This is a genomic window from Paenibacillus sacheonensis, from assembly GCF_009909195.1.
GTDB classification, from domain to species: domain Bacteria; phylum Bacillota; class Bacilli; order Paenibacillales; family Paenibacillaceae; genus Paenibacillus_Z; species Paenibacillus_Z sacheonensis.
Genome location: NZ_JAAAMU010000005.1, coordinates 39,936 through 62,140, shown reverse-complemented (window position 1 = coordinate 62,140; position 22,205 = coordinate 39,936). Strand labels below are relative to the sequence as shown.

The window sequence follows — 22,205 nt, the reverse complement described above, 5'->3', positions numbered from 1 at the left end:
GGCACGAAGAGAGGGAGATGGCTTCCGCATTTATTCGGGAGGTCATCTTTTTTCATGCTTGATGCGGTATTTTGCAACAAAATCACAACTTATGGTATAGTTTGCGTGATAGCAAAGACAGGGCTGGTCGTACCCATGTGCTTATTTTAGGAAAGCATATAGGCGTTACTGCTCGCCAATGCAACCGGGGGAGTCGAAAACATGTTTGAACGGCTGTTGCCGCAAATGCGCGTCAATACCATCTACGATATCAATTTGCATGCCTTGAAAGAGCAGGGCATCAGCGGAATTATTACGGATCTCGACAATACGCTCGTCGGCGCGCGGGTGCCGCTCGCGACGCCGCAGCTCGTCAAATGGCTCGACGACGTGCGCGATCTCGGTTTTAGGGTCGTCATCGTGTCCAATAATAACGAAACGCGCGTTTCCAAGTTCGCGAAGCCGCTCGATATTCCGTTCGTGCATGCCGCGCGCAAGCCGGCCAATGCCGCATTCGTCCGTGCATTGAAAGAGCTGGGCCTGCCCGCGGAGAGCACGGCCGTCATTGGCGATCAAATGATGACGGACGTGCTTGGCGGCAGGCGGATGGGACTGTTCACGATTTTGGTCAGACCGATCGCGCCGGACGACGAAGGCGTCATGACCCGTTTCAACCGGATGCTCGAGAAGGTCGCCCTGTCGCGTCTGCGGAAGAAAGGGCTGTGGCCCGAGGAGGAACGGAATTCATGATCAATCGGCAAGAAGAAGGCGTGAAATCTTGCGCCGGCTGCGGCATCAAGCTGCAGACCGAAACGGCTGACAAACTGGGCTATGTCCCGGCGGCGGCACTGGAGAAGGAACTGCCCGTGTGCCAGCGCTGTTTCCGGATTAAGAATTATAACGAAGCGGCTTCGGTCGCGGTCGATCAGGACGAATTCCTGCGGCTGCTCGGCGGCATCGCCGGCACCCAAAGCCTTGTCGTCCATATCGTCGATCTGTTCGATTTCGAAGGCAGCCTGATCTCCGGGCTGCAGCGTTTCGTGGGCAACAATCCCGTGCTGCTCGTCGTGAACAAGATCGACCTGCTGCCGAAAGGAATCAACCCGAACCGGCTGCTCAACTGGGTGCAGAAGCAGACGAAGGCGGAAGGCCTGAAGGTCGTCGATGTCGTGCTCTGCTCCGCGAAACGCAACATCGGCTTCGATCGGGTGATCGAGTCGATCGGCCGTCACCGCGGCGACCGCGACGTCTACGTCGTCGGCGCCACGAACGTCGGCAAATCGACGCTCATCAATCGTCTGATTCGCGACTACAGCGATATGGAACGCGAGCTGACGACATCCCGTTATCCGGGGACGACGCTCGATGCCGTTCATATCCCGCTTGACGACGGAAAAGAAATTATCGATACGCCGGGGATCGTATACGCGCACCGCATGACGGAGATCGTCCCGCGAGGCGTGCTCGGCGCGCTGCTGCCGGACAAGCCGATCAAACAGCTCGTGTATCAGCTGAATGCCGGACAGACGCTGTTTGTCGGGGCCTTGGCCCGCTTCGACTTCATCGAAGGCGATCGTCAGTCCTTCTCGCTCTACGTGTCGAATGCGCTGCAGGTGCACCGGACGAAGCTTGAACGCGCCGACGAGCTGTTCGCCGATCATAAAGGCGAACTGCTGGCGCCGCCGTCGCGCGAAGAGCTGGCCGACATGCCGGCATGGACGAGGCATCGGTTGAAGATTGGGCGGGGAACCGACACCGATATTTTCATTTCGGGTCTAGGGTGGATCCATGTGAACGGCACGAGCGGCGCGCTTGTGGATATCCATGCGCCGAAGGGCATCCGGGTCATGACGCGCGATGCGCTGATCTAGGCATCTGCTTCGGGCAGCCTATTGTTCCGCCGATTCATCAGGTTTTAGGGGAGAGTGACAGGGAGAATGGGCAACAAGGTGGACAGCCATACGGTCCTCTACGGCGTCATAGGCGACCCGGTTCGGCATTCCAAGTCGCCGGTCATGATGAACCGCGCCTTTCGGGAATGCGGCATTAACGGCATCTACGCCGCTTGGCATATCACGGGCGACCGGCTCGGCGATTTTGTCGCGGGCGTAAGGGCCATGGGGATTCGCGGCGTGAACGTCACGATACCGCATAAGCTCGAGATCATGCCGCTGCTCGACGAGATTCACGAGAGCGCGCGGGCGATCGGCGCCGTGAACACGATCGTGAACGACGGCGGCCGGCTTACCGGTTATAACACGGACGGCATCGGCTATGTCCGCTCGCTGAAGGAGGAGATTCGCTCCGATCTGGCGGGAGCCCGAGTGCTCATCGTCGGTGCCGGCGGCGCGACGCGGGGGATTCTGTACGCGCTTGCCCGCGAAGGCGTCACTTCGGTAACGATATCGAATCGGACCGTCGCCCGCGCGCGGGAGCTTGCGGATGCATTCCGCGGCCACGTGCCTTCCATCCGCGCGATCGGCCAGGATGAGCTTCGCGATGCATGCGCGGAGAGCGACATCGTCATCAATACGACCTCGCTCGGCATGTATCCGAACGTGGAATCGACTCCGCTGGACAGCGCATGGCTGAGACCCGGAAGCATCGCAAGCGATCTCATCTACAATCCGCTTACGACCCGCTTCCTGGAGGAGGCGAAGGAACGAGGCTGCCTTATTCATGGCGGTCTCGGCATGTTTATTTACCAAGGCGCCTACGCCTTCGAATATTGGACGGGACAGGCGGCTCCCGCTGCAGCGATGCGCGAAGTCGTCCTGGAAGCTCTTCAGACCAAGGTCTAATTCATTGAGAGAAGGAACGACTATTATGTTAACAGGCAAGCAAAAACGTCATCTGCGCTCGCTCGCGCATCATCTGACGCCGGTATTTCAAGTAGGCAAGGGCGGCATGAATGACAACTTGATCCGCCATGTCGAAGAAGCCATCGAAGTTCGCGAGCTCATTAAAGTGAACGTGCTCAACAACAGCTCGGAAGATCCGAAGGAAGTAGGCGCTTGGGTAGCCGCGGAATCCGGATCCGAGCTCGTGCAAGTCATCGGTAAGACGATCGTGCTGTACAAAGAATCGAAAGATCACAAAACGATCGAGCTTCCTTAACCGGATGCTCGCTCTGCTGGAAGCGAAAGGAGCTGCGGGCAATTGATTAAGGTTGGATTCATGGGAGGCACGTTCGATCCCGTTCATTACGGACATTTGCTTGCCGCCGAGACCGCCAGGGAAGCCTGCGGATTGGACGAAGTGTGGTTTGTCCCCTCGGGAGAACCGCCGCTCAAGGAGTCGGGGCCTCAGGCAGACGGCGCTTCCAGGCTCGAAATGGTATACCGGGGCATCGACTTCCAGCCGCATTTCCGCGCGATGGACATCGAGCTGGAGCGGGAAGGCACCAGCTACACGATCGATACGATCCGGGCGTTGAACGAGCTGTATCCCGATCGGACGTTCAGCATCATAATCGGCGCGGATCGGGTCAACGATCTGCCCCAATGGCACGACATCGAAGCGCTCGCGAAATTGGCGTCATTCATCGGCGTAACCCGCGCCGGCGAAACGTTTCAAGTGGATCAGCTGCCGGCTTACCTTACCGACAAGCTGACGCTGGTCGAGATGCCGCTGATCGATATATCGTCCACGATGATCCGGGAACGGATTAAGTCCGGACGTTCCATCCGTTTCTTGGTACCCGAGAAGGTGCATTCCTTCATTCGGAGGTACGGTCTCTATGAATCGCAATGAGATGATGGCGGCCGTCAAAGCCGAGATGCCCGAGCGCCGCTGGACGCATACGCTCGGCGTTATGGAAACGTCGATCCTGCTCGCGGAACGCTTCGGTGGCGATCCGGTTCGGGCGGAGCGGGCGGCGATTCTCCATGACGTGGCCAAATATTGGCCGACATCGCGCATGGAAATGATCATCAGGGAGCAGCGCCTTCCAGAGGAGCTGCTTCGTTTCGATAAGGAATTGTGGCATGCGCCGGTCGGAGCGTTCGTCGCGGAACGCGACTACGGCGTGACGGACGCGGAGATACTGGATGCGATCCGCTACCATACGTCCGGACGCGAAGGCATGACGCTGATGGACAAAATCGTCTGTTTGGCGGATTACATGGAGCCCGGAAGGGATTTTCCGGGCGTGACGCACATTCGGGAGCTGGCCGAGCATAATTTGGAGCAAGCGCTGGTCGCGGGTTTCGATTCGACGATTTCGTATTTGCTGCAGCAGGGCAAGCGGATTTTTCCGCTGACCATCGCGGCGAGGAATGATTTGATTTTACGATTACGGGAGGCTGAGCAATGACAATTAGCTCTGAAGATTTGCTGCAAGCGGTAGTGGCAGCGGCGGAAGACAAGAAAGCGCAGAACATCGTGGCGCTTGATTTGCAGAACATATCGCTCGTCGCGGATTATTTCGTGATCTGCCACGGGAATTCGGATGTACAAGTACAAGCGATCACGACGGAGATTCGCAAGCAGGCGGAATCGCGCGGCGTTCGCGTTCGCGGCATCGAAGGCGCCGATAGCGGCAGATGGGTTCTCGTCGACATCGGCGACGTTGTCGTCCACGTGTTCCACCGCGAAGAGCGTGAATATTACAGTATCGAACGTCTGTGGTCGGATGCGAAGGTTGTGGAGTTTGCATGAGCCTGATCGCAGGCACGACGATGAACCTCAAGCTGGTGCGCGAAGTGTCGCCGTATGGTTATTTCATGACCGACGGCGAGAACGAAGTGCTCCTGCACTATACCGAGCTTGTCGGCCATCGCCCGCAAATCGGGCAATCCTATGACGTCTTCCTGTTCTTCGATTCCGAGGACCGGATAGCCGCAACGATGAAGAAGCCGCTGATCCAGCTCGGACAAGTGTCGCGGCTTGCAGTGGCGGACATTCACCCGCGTATCGGCGCTTTCCTCGAGATGGGACTCGGCCGGCAGCTGCTGCTTCCGTTATCGGAGCAGCCGGAACTGAAGGAGCTTCGTCCGAAGCGCGGCGACGAGGTGCACGTGATCCTCGCACATGATAAAATCGGCCGGCTGGTCGCCAAAGTCGCGTTCGAAGAAGAACTGGCCGAGCTAGCGTTCCATGCGCCGACCTCCTGGCATAACACGTGGGTCGAGGGCTGGGTGACGAAGACGCTCAAGATCGGTTCGTTCGTCATGATCGACGGCGGCGTTCTCGGCTTCGGCGCTTACGGCTTCATACCGGCGGGCGACCGTACTCGGCTGCTTCGGCTGGGCGAACGCGTGAAGGCCCGCGTGACCTTCGTGCGCGAGGACGGACGCGTCAACCTATCGATGAATCAGCGCAAGGAAGTCGGCCGGGTGGAAGATTCCGACCGGATTCTGGCGTTCATGAAGGAACGTCCGAACGGCGCCATGCCGTACTCGGACGAAACCCAAGCCGATATCATCAAGCAAAAGTTCGATATCAGCAAAGGCGCTTTCAAGCGCGCGCTCGGCAAGCTGATGCGCGACGGGCTCGTCACGCAGGACGGCAGCTGGACGAAGCTGACGGAGCAGGGCGCTGCGTCTGCCGCCGAACAGGGCGAGGGCGAGGCCTCCGAGGCTCGCGCCTCTAAGCCGGCTGCTACGGTTCCGGCGAGCGGCTCCCGGAGCTCGCGTCCGGCGCCGAAGCCGGACGGATCGAAGTAGGAGGCGGCACGGATGGAAGCTTATACGCAGTTCGCCGCCGTGTATGACCGCCTGATGGCGGACATGCCTTATCCGGCATGGATCGCCTTCGCGGAATCTTGCTGGGAGCGGTATGGGAAGCCCGCGACCGTCGTCGACCTTGGCTGCGGCACGGGAAGCATCGCGCTTCCGCTCGCGCGTTCGGGGTACACGGTATACGGCATCGATATCTCTTCGGATATGTTGACGGTCGGCCGCAGCAAGCAGGAAGACTTGGCGTCGGGGGCTGGTTCAGCGTCCGGCGGCACGGTGGCTTGGCTGGAGCAGGACATGACGGAATGGGAGATCGCCGAGCCCGCGGACAGCGTCTTATCGTTCTGCGACTGCATCAACTATTTGACCGAGGAAGACGACGTGATCGCCGCATTCTCGGCGACGCTTCGAGGCTTGAAGCCGGGCGGCGTGTTTCTGTTCGACGTGCATGCGCCCGGGACGCTTCGCCGGTATGCGGAAGAGCAGCCTTTCCTGTTGGACGAACCGGATATCGCTTACATATGGACGAGCGAGCTGGACGAGGAACGGATGGAAATCGAGCATCATTTGACGATTTTCGCCGAAGCGCCCGGCAGCCGGGGCCGGACGTATGCGCGTATCGAGGAGACGCATGTGCAGCGCGCGTACGATGCGGAATGGATCAAGGAAGCGCTGATCGCGGTAGGCTTCTCGAAGGTGGATATGTTCGGGGATTTCAAGCTGGATCCGGCCGATGACGATACGGAACGGTTGTTTTTTGCCGCCGTGAAGTGAAAAGTGCCGCTTCTTGCCGGTTTAGGCGCTTCCTGGCTTGACATGGGGTTTGCTACTTCTTTATAATCGAGCTAATCATGTTTAATGAATAGGTAAGGCGTTGAAGAGGAGCAGTAGCTTCGGGAACGTTAGGTCAAGAGAGCCGGCGGGTGGTGGAAGCCGGACCAACGTGAAGCGAACTCGCCTTGGAGCCGCATGCAGCTGATTCGATAATCAGTGAGGCATGCCGATTCGCCCGCGATAAGGGAATAGAGTGAACGGACGGTAAAGAATGCCGACCGTTAACTAGGGTGGTACCACGGGAGCGCAATCCTCTCGTCCCTAGCGAATATCGCTGGGGGCGGGAGGTTTTTTTATTGCCTTCCCGGGCCGCCGGGCATGCTCACGCAGGATGGATAAATAGGAGGCTAATGGAAATGACACAGGAACGCCAGGATCAACACGGTTATAACCCGCTTGCGATCGAGCCGAAATGGCAGCAGCACTGGGACGAGAACAAATCGTTCAAAACGACGGAGGACGCGGGCAAGCCGAAGTTTTACGCGCTTGATATGTTCCCGTATCCATCGGGAGCCGGACTTCACGTCGGCCATCCGGAAGGGTATACGGCTACGGATATCGTCTCGCGGTACAAGCGAATGCGCGGCTTCAACGTTCTCCATCCGATGGGCTGGGATGCGTTCGGATTGCCGGCCGAGCAGCATGCGCTCGATACGGGCGAGCACCCGCGCGAGATCACGGTCAAGAACATCGACAATTTCCGCCGCCAGATCAAGTCGCTCGGCTTCTCGTACGACTGGGACCGCGAGTTCAGCACGACGGATCCGGATTATTACAAATGGACGCAGTGGATCTTCATCCAACTGTTCAACAAAGGGCTTGCCTACGTAGCGGAAGTACCGGTCAACTGGTGCCCGGCGCTCGGCACGGTTTTGGCGAACGAAGAGGTCATCAACGGCCTTAGCGAGCGCGGCAACCATCCCGTTATCCGCAAGCCGATGCGCCAATGGGTGCTCCGCATTACGGAATACGCGGAACGCCTGCTCGAGGATTTGGAAGAGCTGGACTGGACGGAGAGCATCAAGGACATGCAGCGCAACTGGATCGGCAAATCCAAAGGGGCGGAAGTCACGTTCGCGATCGACGGGCACGATGCTTCGCTCGTCGTCTTCACGACGCGTCCGGATACGCTGTTCGGCGCGACGTATTGCGTGCTTGCGCCCGAGCATGAGCTGGTAGCGGCCATTACGACGGCCGAGCAGCAAGCGGCGGTGAAAGACTATCAGGATACGGCCGCTCGCAAGAGCGACTTGGAGCGCACGGACCTGAACAAAGACAAATCCGGCGTCTTCACGGGCGCTTACGCGATCAATCCGATTAACGGCTCGCGCGTGCCGATCTGGATCGCGGATTACGTGCTCGCGGGCTACGGAACGGGCGCGATCATGGCGGTTCCGGGTCATGACGAACGCGACTGGGAATTTGCCAAGCAGTTCAATCTGCCGATCCTGGAGGTCGTTCAGGGCGGAGACGTGACCGAGGCCGCTTTCGCGGGCGAAGGTCCGCATGTGAACTCCGGTTTCTTGAACGGTCTCGGCACCGAGGATGCGATTGCCAAAGCGATCGAATGGCTCGAAGCGGAAGGCAAAGGTCAAGGCAAAGTGACGTACCGTCTCCGCGACTGGCTGTTCAGTCGCCAGCGTTATTGGGGCGAGCCGATCCCGATTCTCCATCTGGAGGACGGCACGATGAAGCCGGTTCCGGATGACCAGCTTCCGCTGCTGCTGCCGGACGTCGACCAGATCAAGCCGTCGGGCACGGGCGAATCCCCGCTCGCCAACGTGACGGAATGGGTGGAGACGGTAGACCCGGAAACGGGCATGCGCGCGCGCCGCGAGACGAACACGATGCCGCAATGGGCCGGTAGCTGCTGGTACTACCTGCGTTTCATCGACCCGCACAACGACCAAGAGCTCTGCTCCAAAGAGAAGCAGAAGGAATGGCTGCCGGTCGATCTCTATATCGGCGGCGCGGAGCATGCGGTGCTTCACCTGCTCTATGCGCGCTTCTGGCATAAGGTGCTTTACGATATCGGCGTGGTCGATACGAAGGAACCGTTCCACAAGCTCGTCAACCAAGGGATGATCCTCGGCACGAACAACGAGAAGATGTCCAAATCCCGCGGCAATGTCATCAACCCGGACGACATCGTGAACGTGTACGGGGCGGATACGCTTCGCATGTACGAGATGTTCATGGGGCCGCTCGAAGCGACGAAGCCTTGGAACACGAACGGCGTCGAAGGCATGTACCGCTTCCTCGGCCGCGTATGGCGCCTGTTCGTCGGGGATAACGGCGAGTTGAACGAGAAGGTCGGCGGCGAAGCATCGGAGGCGCTCAAGCGCACGTGGCACCGCACCGTGAAGAAAGTGACGGACGATTACGAGAACCTGCGCTTCAACACGGCCATCAGCCAATTGATGATTTTCGTCAACGATGCGTACAAAGCCGATGGACTGCCGCGCGAAGCGATGGAGCATTTCGTGCAAATGCTGTCGCCGCTTGCGCCGCACATCGCGGAGGAACTGTGGTCGAAGCTGGGCCGCACGGACGCCCTGTCCTATGCCGCATGGCCGACGTACGAGGAAGCTTGGACCGTCGATCAAGAGGTCGAGATCGTCGTGCAGGTGAACGGCAAGATTCTCGACCGCATCGCGATCGCGGCGGATACCGACGAAGCCGAAATGGAACGAATCGCCAAAGCGTCGGAGAAAGTGGCCGAAGCCATCGCCGGCAAAACCGTTCGCAAGCTGATCGTCGTCAAAGGCAAGCTCGTTAACATCGTAGTCGGCTAATCGGCAGGGATACGAAAAAAGAGGTGAACGACCTCTTAACGCAAAGCATGCGTTAAGGGCCGTTCACCTCTTTGCCGTATAAAATGTCGGCGACCTTCTCCAGGTCCTCGCGGTATTTGGCATGCGTGGCCATGATGACCCGGTTGAACACGTTGTCCAGCTCGCGGTTCAGCAGCGCCAACGCCTGTGCGGTAATGCCGCCGGGAACGACGACGCGGGCTTGCAGCTCTTCCGGAGACATGCCGCCGGTTGTCAGCAGCTGCCCCGTTCCGAGCAGCATCTCGCTGGCGATGAGGCGGGCCTGCTCGCGGGGGAGGCCGGTCTCCTCGGCGGCGGCGTCGATAAAGCGCTGCAGCAGGCAGGCCATGATGGCAGGACCGACGCTGGATAGATCCGAGACGATGCGCGTATGCGCTTCGTCGATTTGAAGCGGTTCGCTTATATAGGCGAGCAGGCCGTTCAGCTTGACGATATCGGCATCGGTCATGCGGCTGCCGTACATGCACAGCGAAACTCCGCTGCACATGAAGTTGGTGATGCTGGGAATCACCTTGGCGATCTTGCAGGGAAGCGCATCTTCCAGCTGCTCCAGCAGGACGGGGCTCGTAATCGAGATGACGAGTTGATTCGGCAGCAGATGATCGCGGATGGCGTCCAGCACCGATTTGAACTCCACCGGCTTGATGCAGAGGAAGACGATATCCTGATCGATAACCGCTTCTCGGTTCGAAGAGACAGCCTTAAGGCCGGGATGGCGGTCGGCTAAGCAAATGGCTTTCGCGAACGTTCGATTGCTGACCGTAATTTGCGATGGCTTGAGTGCTCCCGATCCGATGAAAGCATCTACTAGCAGGCTGCCCATGCTCCCAATTCCGATAAACCCGACATTCATTGCAATCCCTCCCATGCGCCTTTTTTGTAGCAGCGCAGCTTCAACAGCATTTGTATTCTGAATCGTTGCTTCACGCAGGCCTCGCTCTGCAAGCGTCAGCCAAGCGTAAGGCTGAGCATATGAGGCTGCGGCTGTACGCAAGCGTTCACCGGAACCATGATGCTCTTAGTACGATATGCATACCGGCAAGGCCATCATGACCATTTTTATGGAAATCGTATCGCAAGCGATGAAAGGAGCGATGGATCGTGCTCAAGCGAACGGGGTTACGAGTCAGGCGGAAAGGGTATTGGGTTGGCGCCGGCTTGTGCATGGCGGTGTCCGCCATCTTGATCGTGATGGCGCTGCTGCCGCAAGGATCGAGCGAGCAGCCGGACTGGACGGCGATGAATCCGCAGGTAATCCGCGCCTTGGCACCGATGGAGGAGCAAGAGGCGGGCGGGAAAAAGAATGATGAGTCGAATGAAGAGAAGAAGAAGGACGAGAAGAAGGACGAGAAGAAGGACGAGAAGAAGGATGAAGAGAAGAAAGAGGACGGGAAGAAGAATGAAGGGAAGGTAACGAGCTCAGCTGGTGCTGGCGCGGTTTCGGAATCCGGGCGAACGGAGCATGCTGCTGCGCCTGATGTGCCAATCCACGATTTGGAACAGACGGCGGGCGAATCAGGTGCCGCGATCGAGCCGGACGCATCGAGTGCCGGCAAAATCGACGTCAATCACGCTTCGGCAGCGGAGCTGGACGCCCTGCCCGGTATCGGTGCCGCAAAGGCAAACGCCATCGTGGCGGATCGCGAGCGCAATGGGGCATTCCGAAGCGCGGACGACCTGCAGCGCGTCAAGGGCATCGGGCCGAAACTAGTGGAAAAGCTGAAGTCTCTCATTGTTCTCGGCACTTGATTATGCGACAATGGAAAAGATAGGGTCATTTTGGGGGCCCGTCCATTCATGTGAGGAGGAACGATCCAATGTCCGAGCAACGCAAACTTTCGATCGAAACGCTATCCGTTCACGCCGGCCAGGAAATTGACCCGACGACCCTTTCGCGCGCAGTGCCGATTTATCAAACGACTTCCTACGGTTTCCGGGACACGGACCACGCGGCGAACCTATTCGCCCTGCAAGAATTCGGCAATATTTACACCCGAATCATGAACCCGACAAGCGACGTGTTCGAGAAGCGGATCGCCGCCCTCGAAGGCGCTCCGGCCGCGCTCGCGGTAGCTTCCGGTTCTTCGGCGATTACATATGCGATTCTGAATATCGCCCAAGCCGGCGACGAAATCGTGTCGGCTAACAGCTTGTACGGCGGAACTTACAACTTGTTCGCGCATACGCTGCCGAAGCTCGGCATCAACGTCGCGTTCGTCGACCCGTCGGCCCCGGCTAATTTCGAAGCGGCCATCACGGACAAGACGAAGGCGCTGTACGCCGAGACGATCGGCAATCCGAAGGGCGACATCGTCGATATCGAGGCGGTGGCGGCCATTGCCCATAAGCACGGCATTCCGCTGATCATCGACAATACGTTCCCTAGCCCGTATCTGTGCCGGCCGATCGAGCACGGCGCGGACATCGTCGTCCATTCCGCGACGAAATTCATCGGCGGCCACGGCACGTCGATCGGCGGCGTCGTTGTCGACAGCGGCAAATTCGATTGGAAAAGCAGCGGCAAGTTCCCGGGTCTGACCGAGCCGGATCCAAGCTATCACGGCGTCGTCTACATGGATGCAGTCGGTCCGATTGCTTATATTATTAAAATGCGCGTCCAGCTGCTGCGGGACACGGGCGCGGCGATATCGCCGTTCAACTCGTTCCTGCTGCTGCAAGGGCTCGAGACGCTCCATCTTCGGATGGACCGCCATTGCTCGAACGCGCTGGCCGTCGCCCAGTTCCTGGAGCAGCACGAAGCGGTGGAGTGGGTCAATTATCCGGGATTGCCGAGCCATCCGTCTTACGATCTCGCGCAGAAATATTTGCCGAAGGGTCAAGGCGCGATTCTGACGTTCGGCATCAAAGGCGGCGTGGAAGCGGGCAAGAAAGTGATCAATGCCGTGGAGCTGTTCTCGCATTTGGCCAACGTCGGCGACTCCAAGTCGTTGATCATCCATCCGGCCAGCACGACGCATCAGCAATTGGACGAGGCAGGGCAGCTCTCCGCGGGCGTATCGCCGGGCATGATCCGTCTGTCGATCGGCACGGAAGGCATCGAAGATATTTTGCATGATTTAACACAAGCATTGGCGGCAAGTCAGCAATAATCGTCAGGCCGCAAGGAAGGAAGTCAAGTCAGACATGGCATCGGGAGTACAAGACAGCTCGAGAAAAGATTGGGACACGTATTTCATGGATATCGCGTATATGGTTTCGACCCGTTCGCGTTGTCCGCGCAGGCATGTGGGCACGGTGCTCGTGCAGGGCAAGAAGCTGCTCGGAACCGCCTATAACGGCGCTCCGATGGGCGTCGCGGACTGCTCCGAGGACGGCTGCATGATCGTGGAGGAATTCGAGATGCAAACGGAGAACGGCGTGGAGCGCATGATCAAGAAGCAGCGCTGCATCCGGACGATCCATGCGGAGCAGAACTTGCTGTTGTTCACGGACCGGGTCGACCGCGAGGGATCCACGGTATACGTGACGGACCAACCCTGCTGGACATGCGCCAACATGCTTGCCAACAGCGGGGTCAAGGAAGTCGTCTACCATCGCGCATACGTGAAGGACAGCGAGAAGGTCGCAGCGCTCATGCAGGTCAAAGGCATCGTGTTCCGGCACCTGCACGCCTACGAGCCGCCCCCTCAAGCGGGCATGGACATCACGAGCTAAAGGAAATCGCATATGAAGAGGAAGAACCTCTGGCAGCATCATGGAAGTCCTGTTCGGCCGTTATTGGCCGAGCTTGCTCCTCCGGTGCTCCCGGAGGTTTTTTCGTATTTGCAAAAGATAAGCTGGAAAGGGGGAGGCGGTTAGGATGACGGGGAGACCGCTCGTTTGGTTTACGGTTTGTTGGGTACTCGGGAGCGGGACTGCGGCTTACCTGACGCCGCTGGGCACTGTGCTGACCGGCGCGGCACTGCTAGCCGCGCTGGCGGCTGCGGTTCTGCTGCGTCGCGGCTCCTGGGCGCTCGCCGCCGCTTGTTTGACGGCGTTCGGTTTGGCTGCCGGGCAGCGGATGTGGGCGGATGGCCGGAACGTGACGGCGCTGCCGGCCGAGTACGCGGCGTCGGTGGCGGCGTGGCCTTCGGCTGCGGCCGAATACGAAGCGGAGCTGGCAGGGACCATCGTCTCTCCGCCCGAAATCGACGGCGACCGGGTGCAGTTTCGCTTGGCTGGCAGCACCATTGCGCTGCATGGGCAGGGCTCGCCGACAGCGCCGGTGAAGCTGGACGGCGAGCGGCTGCTCGTGCAGGTGAAGCTGGGGAAGGAAGAAGAGCTGAAGGACGCGGCCGCATGGAAGCGCGGTCAGAGGGCGGCCGTGACCGGCATGCTGTCGCTGCCGTCCGCGGGGACGAATTTCGGCGGCTTCGATTACCGCGCCTATCTGCATGGCCAGCGCATCCACTGGCTGCTCGCCGCTGACGGAGCATCCGCTGTCCGAGCGTACGCAGGCTCCAGCTGGAGCGGCGCCTCGCTGCTCCAGCACATGGACGCCGTACGCGCATCGCTCGGCAAACGAATGGACGCGCTGTATCCCGGCGTCCAGGCCGGTTACATGAAAGGCCTCGTCCTCGGCATAAGCGACGATCTCGATCCTGACATGTTCCGCCAGTTTTCGCAATTGGGACTTACGCATATTCTGGCCATCTCGGGCCTGCATGTCGCCGTATTCCTCTATGTGCTCGGCGGCCTGCTGCAGCTGCTGCGCATGACCCGCGAGCGCATGCTGCTCTTCATGATCGCGGCGGTGCCGATGTACGTGCTCCTCGCCGGGGCATCGCCGTCGGTGGTCCGCTCCGGCCTCATGGCGATGCTCGGCTTGGCCACGGCGCGCCTGCACAAGCTGAAGGACGGCCTGCATCTGCTGGCCGCGGCGGCGCTGTTCATGCTCCTATGGGACCCGTACATGCTGGGCAACGTCGGTTTTCAGCTGTCGTTTATCGTCACGGCAGGTCTCATACTCGGCACGAAGCCGATCCGCGGACTGCTGCCCCGCGGTCGGAAATGGTGGAGCGCCTCGCTGTTCGATCTGCTTTCCGTCACTCTGGTCGCCCAGGCGGTTTCGCTTCCGCTCACGATCTATTATTTCAATCAGCTGCATCTCTTGTCGATCGCGGCGAATCTGGTGCTCGTGCCGTTCATCAGCTTCATCGTCATGCCGCTTGGCGGCGCGTCGCTGGCGTTCGAAGGCTTATGGCATCCGGCCGGCATGTTGACGGCTCATATCGCGGCCATAGGCAATGATCTAACCTTCGGATTCGTGATGAAGCTTAGCAGCTTGAGCCGCTTCCGGCTGACATGGGCGACGCCGCCGTTATGGTGGGTTGTGGCTTTCTATGCCGCTCTAGGCAACGTGTTCCATGCGCTGAACCGATTGCAGGCTGCGGCCGCTACGCCGCAGGACGGCACGTCGCATGACTTCGAGGTCGCCGAGACGGGAGAGTCGGCATGGTCGGCGCCTTTCATCGAGCTTCCGTCCGCTTCGCCAGCCGCCTTGAGAAGAAGGCGCATTCTCGCTGCGTGCGGCTTGCTGACTTTAGCAGGCTTACTTGGCGGCGCTTATATGCCGGATGCCTTCGACAGGAGCGCCTATGTCGATTTCTTGGATGTCGGCCAAGGCGACTCCATCTTGATCCGGACGTCGGGCGCCAAGCATATTCTCATCGACGGAGGAGGGGCAGTCACCTTCGGAAGCCAGGAAGGGTGGCGCAAGCGCAAGGACCCTTACGAGGTCGGAAGGAAGCTCGTCGTGCCGCTGCTGCAGCAGCGCGGCGTACATCATATCGATCTGCTCGTCCTGTCTCATCTGGACAGCGATCATATCAAGGGCTTGCTCGCGGTCGTCGAGTCGATACCCGTCCGAGCGATCCTCTGGAACGGCACGGTGAAAGACTCCGACGATGCCGTTTCGCTGCTTCGAGCTGCCGTCAAGGATGACATTCCTACCGCGCAGAGGGCGGGCAGAGCTGGCGGATGGACGCCGGTACGTCCATGGCAGTAATCGGGACGCCGCCAAGCCTGCTTCAACTTCCACGGATTAGAACGGCTGAAGTTAAGCCGCCTATCGAACCGGCTAAGGCCGACTCCAACACAGCCGCAAGCCGTGACCTGGCCGTCGACGATGCCGTTCCGGTGGCCGAAGAGCAGAACGGGGAGAGTGTCGCCCTGCTGGTTACGGTATATGGCCGGCAGTTTCTGTTTACCGGCGATGCCGATGCCGCCGAGGAGCAAAGTCTATTGGAACAACTGCATGCAGGGACGGAGACCGGGGAGCAGGCGAGGGAGCTGCAGCAGGCCGAGGAGGGCGGCTCCGTGACGGCTTCGGGTCAGCCGTCGGGATCAGAATTGTCCTTGGCAACCGAGCAGTCTCGGGTGACGCCGAGGCCTCTCCTTCTTCTCAATCATCCGGTGGACGTTATGAAAATCTCGCATCATGGAAGCAAATCCTCGACGACGGACGCATGGCTCTCTTACTGGCAGCCGGCCCAAGCGGTCATCTCGGTAGGCCGCAACAATATTTACGGTCATCCTCATCCCACCGTCATGGAACGGCTGAGGCAAGCGGAGATTCCCGCCGCGAGGACGGATATGAACGGGGAGGTGCAATTCAGAATCACACCCAACGGCGCGATCAGTCAAAGGCATGCAATCCCTTACCGCTAGCTGAGTGAACAGGAGGCCGCTTCAACCCGCTTAATCCGGAGGGGGCGGAAGCGGCCTTCTCGCCACCGCCTCGATCCCGCCCTTCTCTCAACCGCAGCTTTCTTCCAAAACGCGTTTACCCTCGAAATTCCTTGGCCCCTGAAGCTCCTTGACCCCCAAAGCTCCTTCACGCCCAAAGCTCTTTCACCGCCAAAACTTCTTCACGCCCAAAGTCTTTCACGCCCAAAGTCTTTCACCCCCAAACACCGCTGCCGCATAGGTTTCTCCACCTTTGGAATAATTCTTTTGCGGCCTTGGATAATGCCCCTTATGTTGGAAAGACTAAGCGAAGCGAATTCCTCCAACTTCCACAGAGAGAGGCGAATAAAGCATGGCGAACAAGAACGAATCTTCGCAGCAGCCCCGCGACGAGTCGCGCAGGCAATTCTTGAAATACTCCGGAACCGCGATCGGAGGCGTCGTCGTCGGCGGCGTTATCGGCGGTCTCATCGGGGCCAACGCGAACACGGACAAGAAGGATGAAGCAGCTCAGCCCGATACCGGCAAACCGGCCAAGCCGGCCGACCGGGATTACAATCAGGCCCTCATGTTCTTCAATCAGGACCAGTTCATGACGGCAGAAGCGGCATCCGAGCGGATTTATCCGAAGGACGATAGCGGCCCTGGGGCCAAAGAGCTAGGGGTCGCTTTCTTCATCGACCACCAAATGGCGAGCGCTTACGGCATGAACGCGCGCGAGTACATGAGCCCGCCGTTCTACAAGTCTGAAGCGACGCAGGGCTATCAGCTTTCCTTCAAACGCCGCGAGCTGGTCGCCTTGGGTTTGGACTCGCTGAACGTATACAGCATGGATAAGTACCAGAAAGGCTTCCCGGATCTCGCTCCGGAAGAGCAGGACAAAGTGCTCGGCGATTTCGAGCAGGATGCCGTTAACATCAAGGGCGTGCCGGCTTCGACGTTCTTCGCGTACTTCTTGAACCTCACGATCGAAGGCGTTTACGCGGATCCGCTGTACGGCGGCAACAAGAACATGGACGGCTGGCGGATGCGCAATTATCCCGGCAACCAAATGAGCTTCACCGAACAAATCGACAAGGACGATTTCGTGAAAATGGAACCGTTAAGCTTAAGCGATCACTTGGAAATCGGCTAAGGGCAAAGGAGCGAACAGACTATGGCAACGAAACTTCCCAAAGTGCCCATCGTCATTGTCGGCATGGGCTGGGTAGGAGGAATCATCGCATCGGAATTGACCAAGGCCGGCCATTCCGTCGTCGGCCTGGAGCGGGGCAAGAGCCGAAGCACGCAGGATTATTTCCACGTTCACGACGAGCTGCGCTACGCCTCCCGTTACGAACTCATGCAGGACTTGTCGAAGGAAACCGTCACCTTCCGCAACACGAGCAAACTGCGCGCGCTGCCGATGCGCAGCTACGGCTCGTTTCTTCTTGGGGACGGGCTTGGCGGCGCGGGCGTACACTGGAACGGCCAGTACTACCGATTCCTCCCGTATGATTTCGAGATTCGCAGCAAGACGATCGAGCGTTACGGGGCCAAGAAAATCCCGGAAGGCATGGCCATTCGCGACTGGGGCATCAAGTACGACGAGCTGGAACCATACTTCGTCAAATACGAGCAAATGGCGGGCATCGGCGGCGAACCGACGACGCAGGCGAACGTCGGGGCGATGTCCAAGGCGTTCCCGGTCGGTCCGATGAAGAAGACGCCGGCGATGAAGCTGTTCGAGGATTCCGCGAAGAAGCTCGGCTACCATCCGTATGTCATTCCGTCGGCGAATTTGACCGAGGTGTACAAGAACCCGGACGGCATCGAGCGGGCGCCATGCCAATATTGCGGGTACTGCGAGCGGTTCGGCTGCGAGTACGGCGCGAAGGCGGACCCCGTCGTGACGGTCCTGCCCGTCGCCCAGAAGTCGGGCAAGCTGGATCTGAGAACGCATGCGAACGTAACGGAAGTGCTTCACGACGGCAAGAAGGCGACGGGCGTGCGTTACGTGAATACGCCTACGGGCGAAGAGTACATTCAGCCGGCCGACATCGTCATTCTATCGGGCTATCTATTCTCCAACGTAAGACTGCTGCTGCTCTCCAAGCTGGGCAAACCGTATGACCCGAATACCGATACCGGGGCCGTGGGGCGCAATTACGCCTACCAAGTCAACGGCGCCAGCACGAATGTCGTGTTCGAGGACCGGGAGTTCAATATGGCGATGGGCGCGGGAGCGCTCGGAAGCAGCCTGGACGACTTTAACGGCGATAATTTCGACCACAGTGATCTGAAGTTCCTCCATGGCGCGAACATCCGTTTCACGCAGACGGGGCTTCGGCCGATTCAATACCAGCCTGCTCCGATGGGGACGCCGAAGTGGGGCGCGGAATTCAAGAAGCAAACGCTGCACTACGCGAACCGCACGCTGACCGTGGCCGCTCAGGGATCCAGCATGCCGTGGCGGCATCACTACCTGGACCTCGATCCCGAGTATAAGGATGCGCTGGGACTGCCGCTGATCCGGCTCACCTTTGATTTCGAAGACCAGGACCGCGAGCTGGTCAAGTACATTGCCGGGAAGACCAAAGAAATCGCCGACGGCATGGGCGGCACCAAGACGGAAATCCACGATTCCATCAAGCAGTACAATATCGTGCCGTACCAATCCACCCACAATACGGGCGGAGCGATCATGGGCAGCGATCCCAAGACGTCGGTCGTGAATAACTATTTGCAGATGTGGGACGCGGAGAACGTCTTCGTCTGCGGCGCGTCGGCCTTCGCGCATAACAGCGGCTTCAATCCGACCGCGACCGTCGGCGCATTGGCTTACCGCACCGCGGAAGGCATCGCCAAATATCTCGCTAAGCCGGGATCGCTCGTATGAGCGGCGGGGAGAACGCCGGCAAGCTGTCGGTCGACCGCGACCTGATTGCGCATCTGACGGAGCTGCGCAAGCGGCTGATCATCTCGTCGATCTGGTTTGTGCTGTCGCTTGCCGCCGGCCTGTACGTCTCTCCCCGCTTGCTGCATTTCGTCAAGACGCATCTCGGATCCGTGCAGGTGGAGTGGAGCGTATTCGCGCTTTCCGACGGGATCGCCGTTTATATGAAATGCGCCTTGATGGTCGGCTTGCTGCTCTCGCTGCCCGTGTTTATCTATCAGCTGTGGGCGTTTGCAAGACCGGGCATGACGGACACGGAAGCCAAGAGCACGCTGCTGTACGTTCCGTTGTCGTTTCTGCTGTTCTTGTTCGGGGTGTTGTTCGGATACAGCGTCGCGCTGCCGATGATGATTTCGTTCATGATCAAGCTGAATCGATCCATCGGCGCGAACGAGGTATACGGCATCCAGCATTATGTCTCGTTTCTGGTCAGCTTCCTGCTTCCCATGGGCATCGCTTTCGAAATGCCGCTCGTCCTGCTGCTGCTGACCCGGATCGGTTTGTTGACGCCGGGCAAGCTAAAGCAGGTGCGCAAGTACGCCTATGTCGGACTGGCGGTGCTGGGCTCGCTCATCTCGCCGCCCGACTTCGTGTCCCATCTTTCGGTGACGCTGCCGCTTATTCTGCTGTTCGAGATCAGCGCCTTCGTCAGTATCCGGTATTTCAGACGAAGAGAGAAGCGGGCGCTCGAACCGGTGCTGCCTTGATCGACAAGGCATTAGGAACCCGGAAAGGAGGTAAAAGCCATGTTTAACAATGTAGGCGTTTCCGGCCTGATCATCATCTTGGCCATCGCGCTCATCGTATTCGGTCCAGCCAAGCTGCCGCAGCTCGGCCGCGCGTTCGGAGATACGCTTCGTGAATTCCGCAACTCCACGAAGGGCATCATAATCGACGATGCGACCGAAGAGAAGCAGCCCGTGCAAGAATTGGAGCAAGCAAAATAAGGAGTGTTGAGGATGAACAAGCGGATTCGAACCGGCCTTCTGACGGCGGTACTGCTCTTCGCGGCCGCGCTCGCGCTAAGCGGCTGCGGCGGGAAAAACAACGATAACAACGGGGGCAATACGAATACCGGCACCAATAACGGCGGCAATGCCAATACCGGAGCCAGCTCCGGCGGAGAGCAGACGATAACGGTCAAGGCGTCCAACTTCAAATTCGATCAACCCGAGATCCATGTGAAACAAGGAGACAAGGTAACGATCAAGCTGGTGGACGAAGAGGGGCTCCATGGCTTCGCGATCCCGGACTACGATGTCGACATCAAGGAGAACGAAGGCACGGCTACCTTCACCGCGGACAAAGCGGGCGAGCATCCGTATCACTGCTCCATCGTCTGCGGCTCGGGACACGCGAACATGGTCGGCAAATTGATCGTCGACTAATTACCGCATAGGAGACCGCAAAAGCCCTTTTTCATCTGCTGCTCAGATGAAAAAGGGCTTTTGCAATGCCGCCGGAAGCTGTGCTGCTTTTGCAGCGGAGGGGGTACGGAGCGCAAGCGCCGTCAGTTCGAATGAGAGCGACTGTGGTGCGGAACACCACGGGAGCGCTCATCGAATCTGACGGCCCTGCAGCGGCGGCACCTTTGTAGCTCGAAACGTCAGCACAGCTCCTTGATTTGTTTGGCCAGATCCATGCGCTGCAGCTTGAGCTGCCAGATCAGATCCCGGATCGCCGACTCCTCCTCGTTGCTGCTGCTTTTCCGCATCAGCGTGAACAGCTCCATCATTTTATAGTTGATTGTGTTGAACTGCGTCCACAGCTGCTCCTTCGTCCATTCGCGGACCGTGTCGTCGTAGGCGTACTCCTGCCGGCGCAGCAGCGCCTCGATTTCCGTCTGCCATTCCTTATCTCCGAGCGCCAGCGCGTAATTGTACAAGTCCAAATAATCGTCGACCCATTGTTGTTTCCATTGTTCTTTCGTGAGTGTCATCGTAAGACCCCTCCCGCCAGTTAGAGCTTGCTTCGTTCATGGCAAATTTCAACAGTAATTGACCTCGATAATTAAGTAACCGCATTCGATTGGTTTGACACAAATGGTTGCAAATGTTAATCTTTGTTCCAATTAGGAAGGAGGGACCGCAGCTTATGGGTACGATTGTCTCCGTTCAATCATTTTCGCCCGATCAAATCTCGGCGATTCAAGCCGCGCTTCCTGACTTCGGTTTCGTCGATGCTTCGGGACTCGATGCCGAGACGGCACGGAAGCAGCTGAAGTCCGCCGAAATTATTTTGGGCTGGAACCGCGACGTCAAGAAAACGCTGTTCGAAGAGGGCATTGCCCTCAAATGGCTGCAAAACCTGGGCGCCGGCGTGGATCATATCCCGCTGGACCGAATCCAGGCACTGGGCGCCGTGCTGACCAATGCGTCCGGCGTGCATCCGTTTCAAATTTCGGAATCGATTTTCGCCATGCTGCTATCCCTTACCCGCGGCGTTCATCGTGCGGTGCGCAGCCAACTGGAGCGTAAATGGCAGCCGTCGAAAAGTCTCGGCGAAGCCCATGGCAAGACTATCGCGATCGTCGGCGCAGGCGCGATCGGGTTGGAAACGGCCAAGATCGCCAAAGCATTCGGCATGAGAGTGATCGGCGTACGGCGCTCGGGGGCGCCCGCCGAGGGCGTGGATGAGATGGCCGATCTCGCGAAGCTGAACGAAGTCTTGGCGCAAAGCGATTATGTCATCAACTGCCTGCCGCTGACAAGCGAGACCCGCTTCCTGTTCGGCCAAGCCGAGTTCGAAGCGATGAAGCCGACGGCTTACTATATTAATATCGGCAGGGGAGCCACGACGGATACAGCCGCGCTGCTGAGCGCGCTTCGGGACGGGCGCATCGCGGGCGCAGGCTTGGATGTGTTCGAGCAGGAGCCGCTGCCGGAGGACCACCCGCTGTGGACGCTGGAGAACGTGATTCTGACGCCTCACGAAGCGGGCAATACGGACAGCTACATCGAGCGGGCACTCGACATCGTGCTCGATAACCTGGCCGAATATCGCAGCTGCGGATCGCCGAAACGCAATGTCGTCGACTTGAATGCCCAATATTAACGCCGCTTAACGCCGAACGAGGACCGTAACGCTGCTGGTAAATTCCTGGCAGGGTGTACGGTCCTTTTATTTTCTGCTATTCTTTTGATGTGATGCGCGAATTTTCAGGGGCCGTCAACTTCTTAAATTTTTATAAAAAAATTTTTATATGCGATGCAACTTTCGACGGAACGCATGCGTCTGTTAGATTGCAAGAGGGGGGAT

Annotated in this window: 23 protein-coding genes and 1 other annotated feature; of the genes, 21 read left to right on the top strand and 2 right to left on the bottom strand. The window is 58.8% G+C overall.

Going from position 1 to position 22,205, the window contains the following annotated elements; all coding sequences use genetic code 11:
* Positions 1–201 precede the first annotated feature (201 nt).
* The 10 genes from GT003_RS10880 (at position 202) to leuS (ending at position 9,286) form a co-directional block, all read left to right on the top strand.
* A complete protein-coding gene (locus tag GT003_RS10880) occupies positions 202–729 on the top strand; it encodes a YqeG family HAD IIIA-type phosphatase (RefSeq protein ID WP_161697440.1) in 528 nt (175 codons plus the stop codon).
* Positions 726–1,850 (top strand): ribosome biogenesis GTPase YqeH, encoded by a 1,125-nt coding sequence (yqeH, locus tag GT003_RS10875; protein ID WP_161697438.1) that lies wholly within the window; start codon positions 726–728, stop codon positions 1,848–1,850. The genes GT003_RS10880 and yqeH overlap by 4 nt, the downstream gene beginning before the upstream one ends.
* A 66-nt stretch (positions 1,851–1,916) precedes the next feature.
* Positions 1,917–2,780: a shikimate dehydrogenase gene (locus GT003_RS10870; RefSeq protein WP_161697436.1), complete on the top strand. Its 864-nt coding sequence runs from the start codon at positions 1,917–1,919 to the stop codon at positions 2,778–2,780.
* Positions 2,781–2,805: 25 nt separating this feature from the next.
* Complete coding sequence (gene yhbY, locus GT003_RS10865) at positions 2,806–3,096, top strand: ribosome assembly RNA-binding protein YhbY (protein WP_161697434.1); 291 nt, start codon at positions 2,806–2,808, stop codon at positions 3,094–3,096.
* 45 nt (positions 3,097–3,141) lie between these two features.
* Complete coding sequence (gene nadD, locus GT003_RS10860; RefSeq protein WP_161698215.1) at positions 3,142–3,732, top strand: nicotinate-nucleotide adenylyltransferase; 591 nt, start codon at positions 3,142–3,144, stop codon at positions 3,730–3,732.
* Positions 3,719–4,294: a bis(5'-nucleosyl)-tetraphosphatase (symmetrical) YqeK gene (gene yqeK / locus GT003_RS10855; RefSeq protein WP_161697432.1), complete on the top strand. Its 576-nt coding sequence runs from the start codon at positions 3,719–3,721 to the stop codon at positions 4,292–4,294. The genes nadD and yqeK overlap by 14 nt, the downstream gene beginning before the upstream one ends.
* Positions 4,291–4,638, top strand: coding sequence for a ribosome silencing factor (rsfS, locus tag GT003_RS10850; RefSeq protein WP_161697430.1), 348 nt, complete (start codon positions 4,291–4,293; stop codon positions 4,636–4,638). The genes yqeK and rsfS overlap by 4 nt, the downstream gene beginning before the upstream one ends.
* The gene (locus tag GT003_RS10845; RefSeq protein WP_161697428.1) at positions 4,635–5,645 is read left to right on the top strand and encodes a CvfB family protein; all 1,011 of its coding nucleotides are present in this window, start codon (positions 4,635–4,637) and stop codon (positions 5,643–5,645) included. The genes rsfS and GT003_RS10845 overlap by 4 nt, the downstream gene beginning before the upstream one ends.
* 12 nt (positions 5,646–5,657) lie before the next feature.
* Positions 5,658–6,431 carry a class I SAM-dependent DNA methyltransferase gene (locus tag GT003_RS10840; RefSeq protein ID WP_161697426.1) on the top strand — a complete coding sequence of 258 codons (774 nt, stop codon included), beginning with the start codon at positions 5,658–5,660 and terminating at the stop codon, positions 6,429–6,431.
* A gap of 91 nt (positions 6,432–6,522) precedes the next feature.
* Positions 6,523–6,757 (top strand) — a binding site (T-box leader).
* Positions 6,758–6,847: 90 nt separating this feature from the next.
* Positions 6,848–9,286, top strand: a complete 2,439-nt coding sequence (gene leuS / locus GT003_RS10835) for a leucine--tRNA ligase (RefSeq protein WP_161697425.1) — start codon at positions 6,848–6,850, stop codon at positions 9,284–9,286.
* Positions 9,287–9,338: 52 nt separating this feature from the next.
* Here the strand turns inward: leuS and comER are convergent, their stop codons facing one another.
* Positions 9,339–10,178 (bottom strand): late competence protein ComER, encoded by an 840-nt coding sequence (gene comER, locus GT003_RS10830; protein WP_161697423.1) that lies wholly within the window; start codon positions 10,176–10,178, stop codon positions 9,339–9,341.
* 248 nt (positions 10,179–10,426) lie between these two features.
* On the opposite strand from comER, the gene GT003_RS32245 reads away from it, so the two are divergent.
* The 10 genes from GT003_RS32245 to GT003_RS10780 all read left to right on the top strand — a co-directional run bounded on the left by GT003_RS32245 (position 10,427) and on the right by GT003_RS10780 (position 20,335).
* Positions 10,427–11,074: a helix-hairpin-helix domain-containing protein gene (locus GT003_RS32245; RefSeq protein ID WP_204798902.1), complete on the top strand. Its 648-nt coding sequence runs from the start codon at positions 10,427–10,429 to the stop codon at positions 11,072–11,074.
* Between the two features lie 68 nt (positions 11,075–11,142).
* Positions 11,143–12,435 (top strand): homocysteine synthase, encoded by a 1,293-nt coding sequence (locus tag GT003_RS10820; protein ID WP_161697421.1) that lies wholly within the window; start codon positions 11,143–11,145, stop codon positions 12,433–12,435.
* 34 nt (positions 12,436–12,469) lie between these two features.
* Entirely contained in the window at positions 12,470–13,000 is a 531-nt protein-coding gene (locus GT003_RS10815; RefSeq protein WP_161697419.1) for a deoxycytidylate deaminase, read from the top strand.
* Between the two features lie 145 nt (positions 13,001–13,145).
* Positions 13,146–15,332: a ComEC/Rec2 family competence protein gene (locus GT003_RS10810; protein ID WP_161697417.1), complete on the top strand. Its 2,187-nt coding sequence runs from the start codon at positions 13,146–13,148 to the stop codon at positions 15,330–15,332.
* On the top strand, positions 15,323–15,994 hold the full coding sequence (locus GT003_RS10805) for a ComEC/Rec2 family competence protein (protein ID WP_161697415.1): 672 nt from the start codon (positions 15,323–15,325) through the stop codon (positions 15,992–15,994). Before GT003_RS10810 ends, GT003_RS10805 begins: the two co-directional genes overlap by 10 nt.
* 370 nt (positions 15,995–16,364) lie before the next feature.
* Entirely contained in the window at positions 16,365–17,147 is a 783-nt protein-coding gene (locus tag GT003_RS10800; RefSeq protein ID WP_161697413.1) for a gluconate 2-dehydrogenase subunit 3 family protein, read from the top strand.
* Between the two features lie 21 nt (positions 17,148–17,168).
* Positions 17,169–18,890 carry a GMC family oxidoreductase gene (locus GT003_RS10795; protein ID WP_161697411.1) on the top strand — a complete coding sequence of 574 codons (1,722 nt, stop codon included), beginning with the start codon at positions 17,169–17,171 and terminating at the stop codon, positions 18,888–18,890.
* Positions 18,887–19,654, top strand: coding sequence for a twin-arginine translocase subunit TatC (tatC, locus tag GT003_RS10790; protein WP_161697409.1), 768 nt, complete (start codon positions 18,887–18,889; stop codon positions 19,652–19,654). Before GT003_RS10795 ends, tatC begins: the two co-directional genes overlap by 4 nt.
* Positions 19,655–19,693: 39 nt before the next feature.
* On the top strand, positions 19,694–19,894 hold the full coding sequence (tatA, locus tag GT003_RS10785) for a twin-arginine translocase TatA/TatE family subunit (RefSeq protein ID WP_161697407.1): 201 nt from the start codon (positions 19,694–19,696) through the stop codon (positions 19,892–19,894).
* 12 nt (positions 19,895–19,906) lie between these two features.
* Positions 19,907–20,335: a cupredoxin domain-containing protein gene (locus GT003_RS10780; RefSeq protein ID WP_161697405.1), complete on the top strand. Its 429-nt coding sequence runs from the start codon at positions 19,907–19,909 to the stop codon at positions 20,333–20,335.
* A gap of 218 nt (positions 20,336–20,553) precedes the next feature.
* On the opposite strand, the gene GT003_RS10775 is transcribed toward GT003_RS10780, so the two are convergent.
* On the bottom strand, positions 20,554–20,886 hold the full coding sequence (locus GT003_RS10775; RefSeq protein WP_161697403.1) for a hypothetical protein: 333 nt from the start codon (positions 20,884–20,886) through the stop codon (positions 20,554–20,556).
* A gap of 155 nt (positions 20,887–21,041) precedes the next feature.
* On the opposite strand from GT003_RS10775, the gene GT003_RS10770 reads away from it, so the two are divergent.
* Complete coding sequence (locus GT003_RS10770; RefSeq protein WP_161697401.1) at positions 21,042–22,001, top strand: D-2-hydroxyacid dehydrogenase; 960 nt, start codon at positions 21,042–21,044, stop codon at positions 21,999–22,001.
* Positions 22,002–22,205 lie beyond the last annotated feature (204 nt).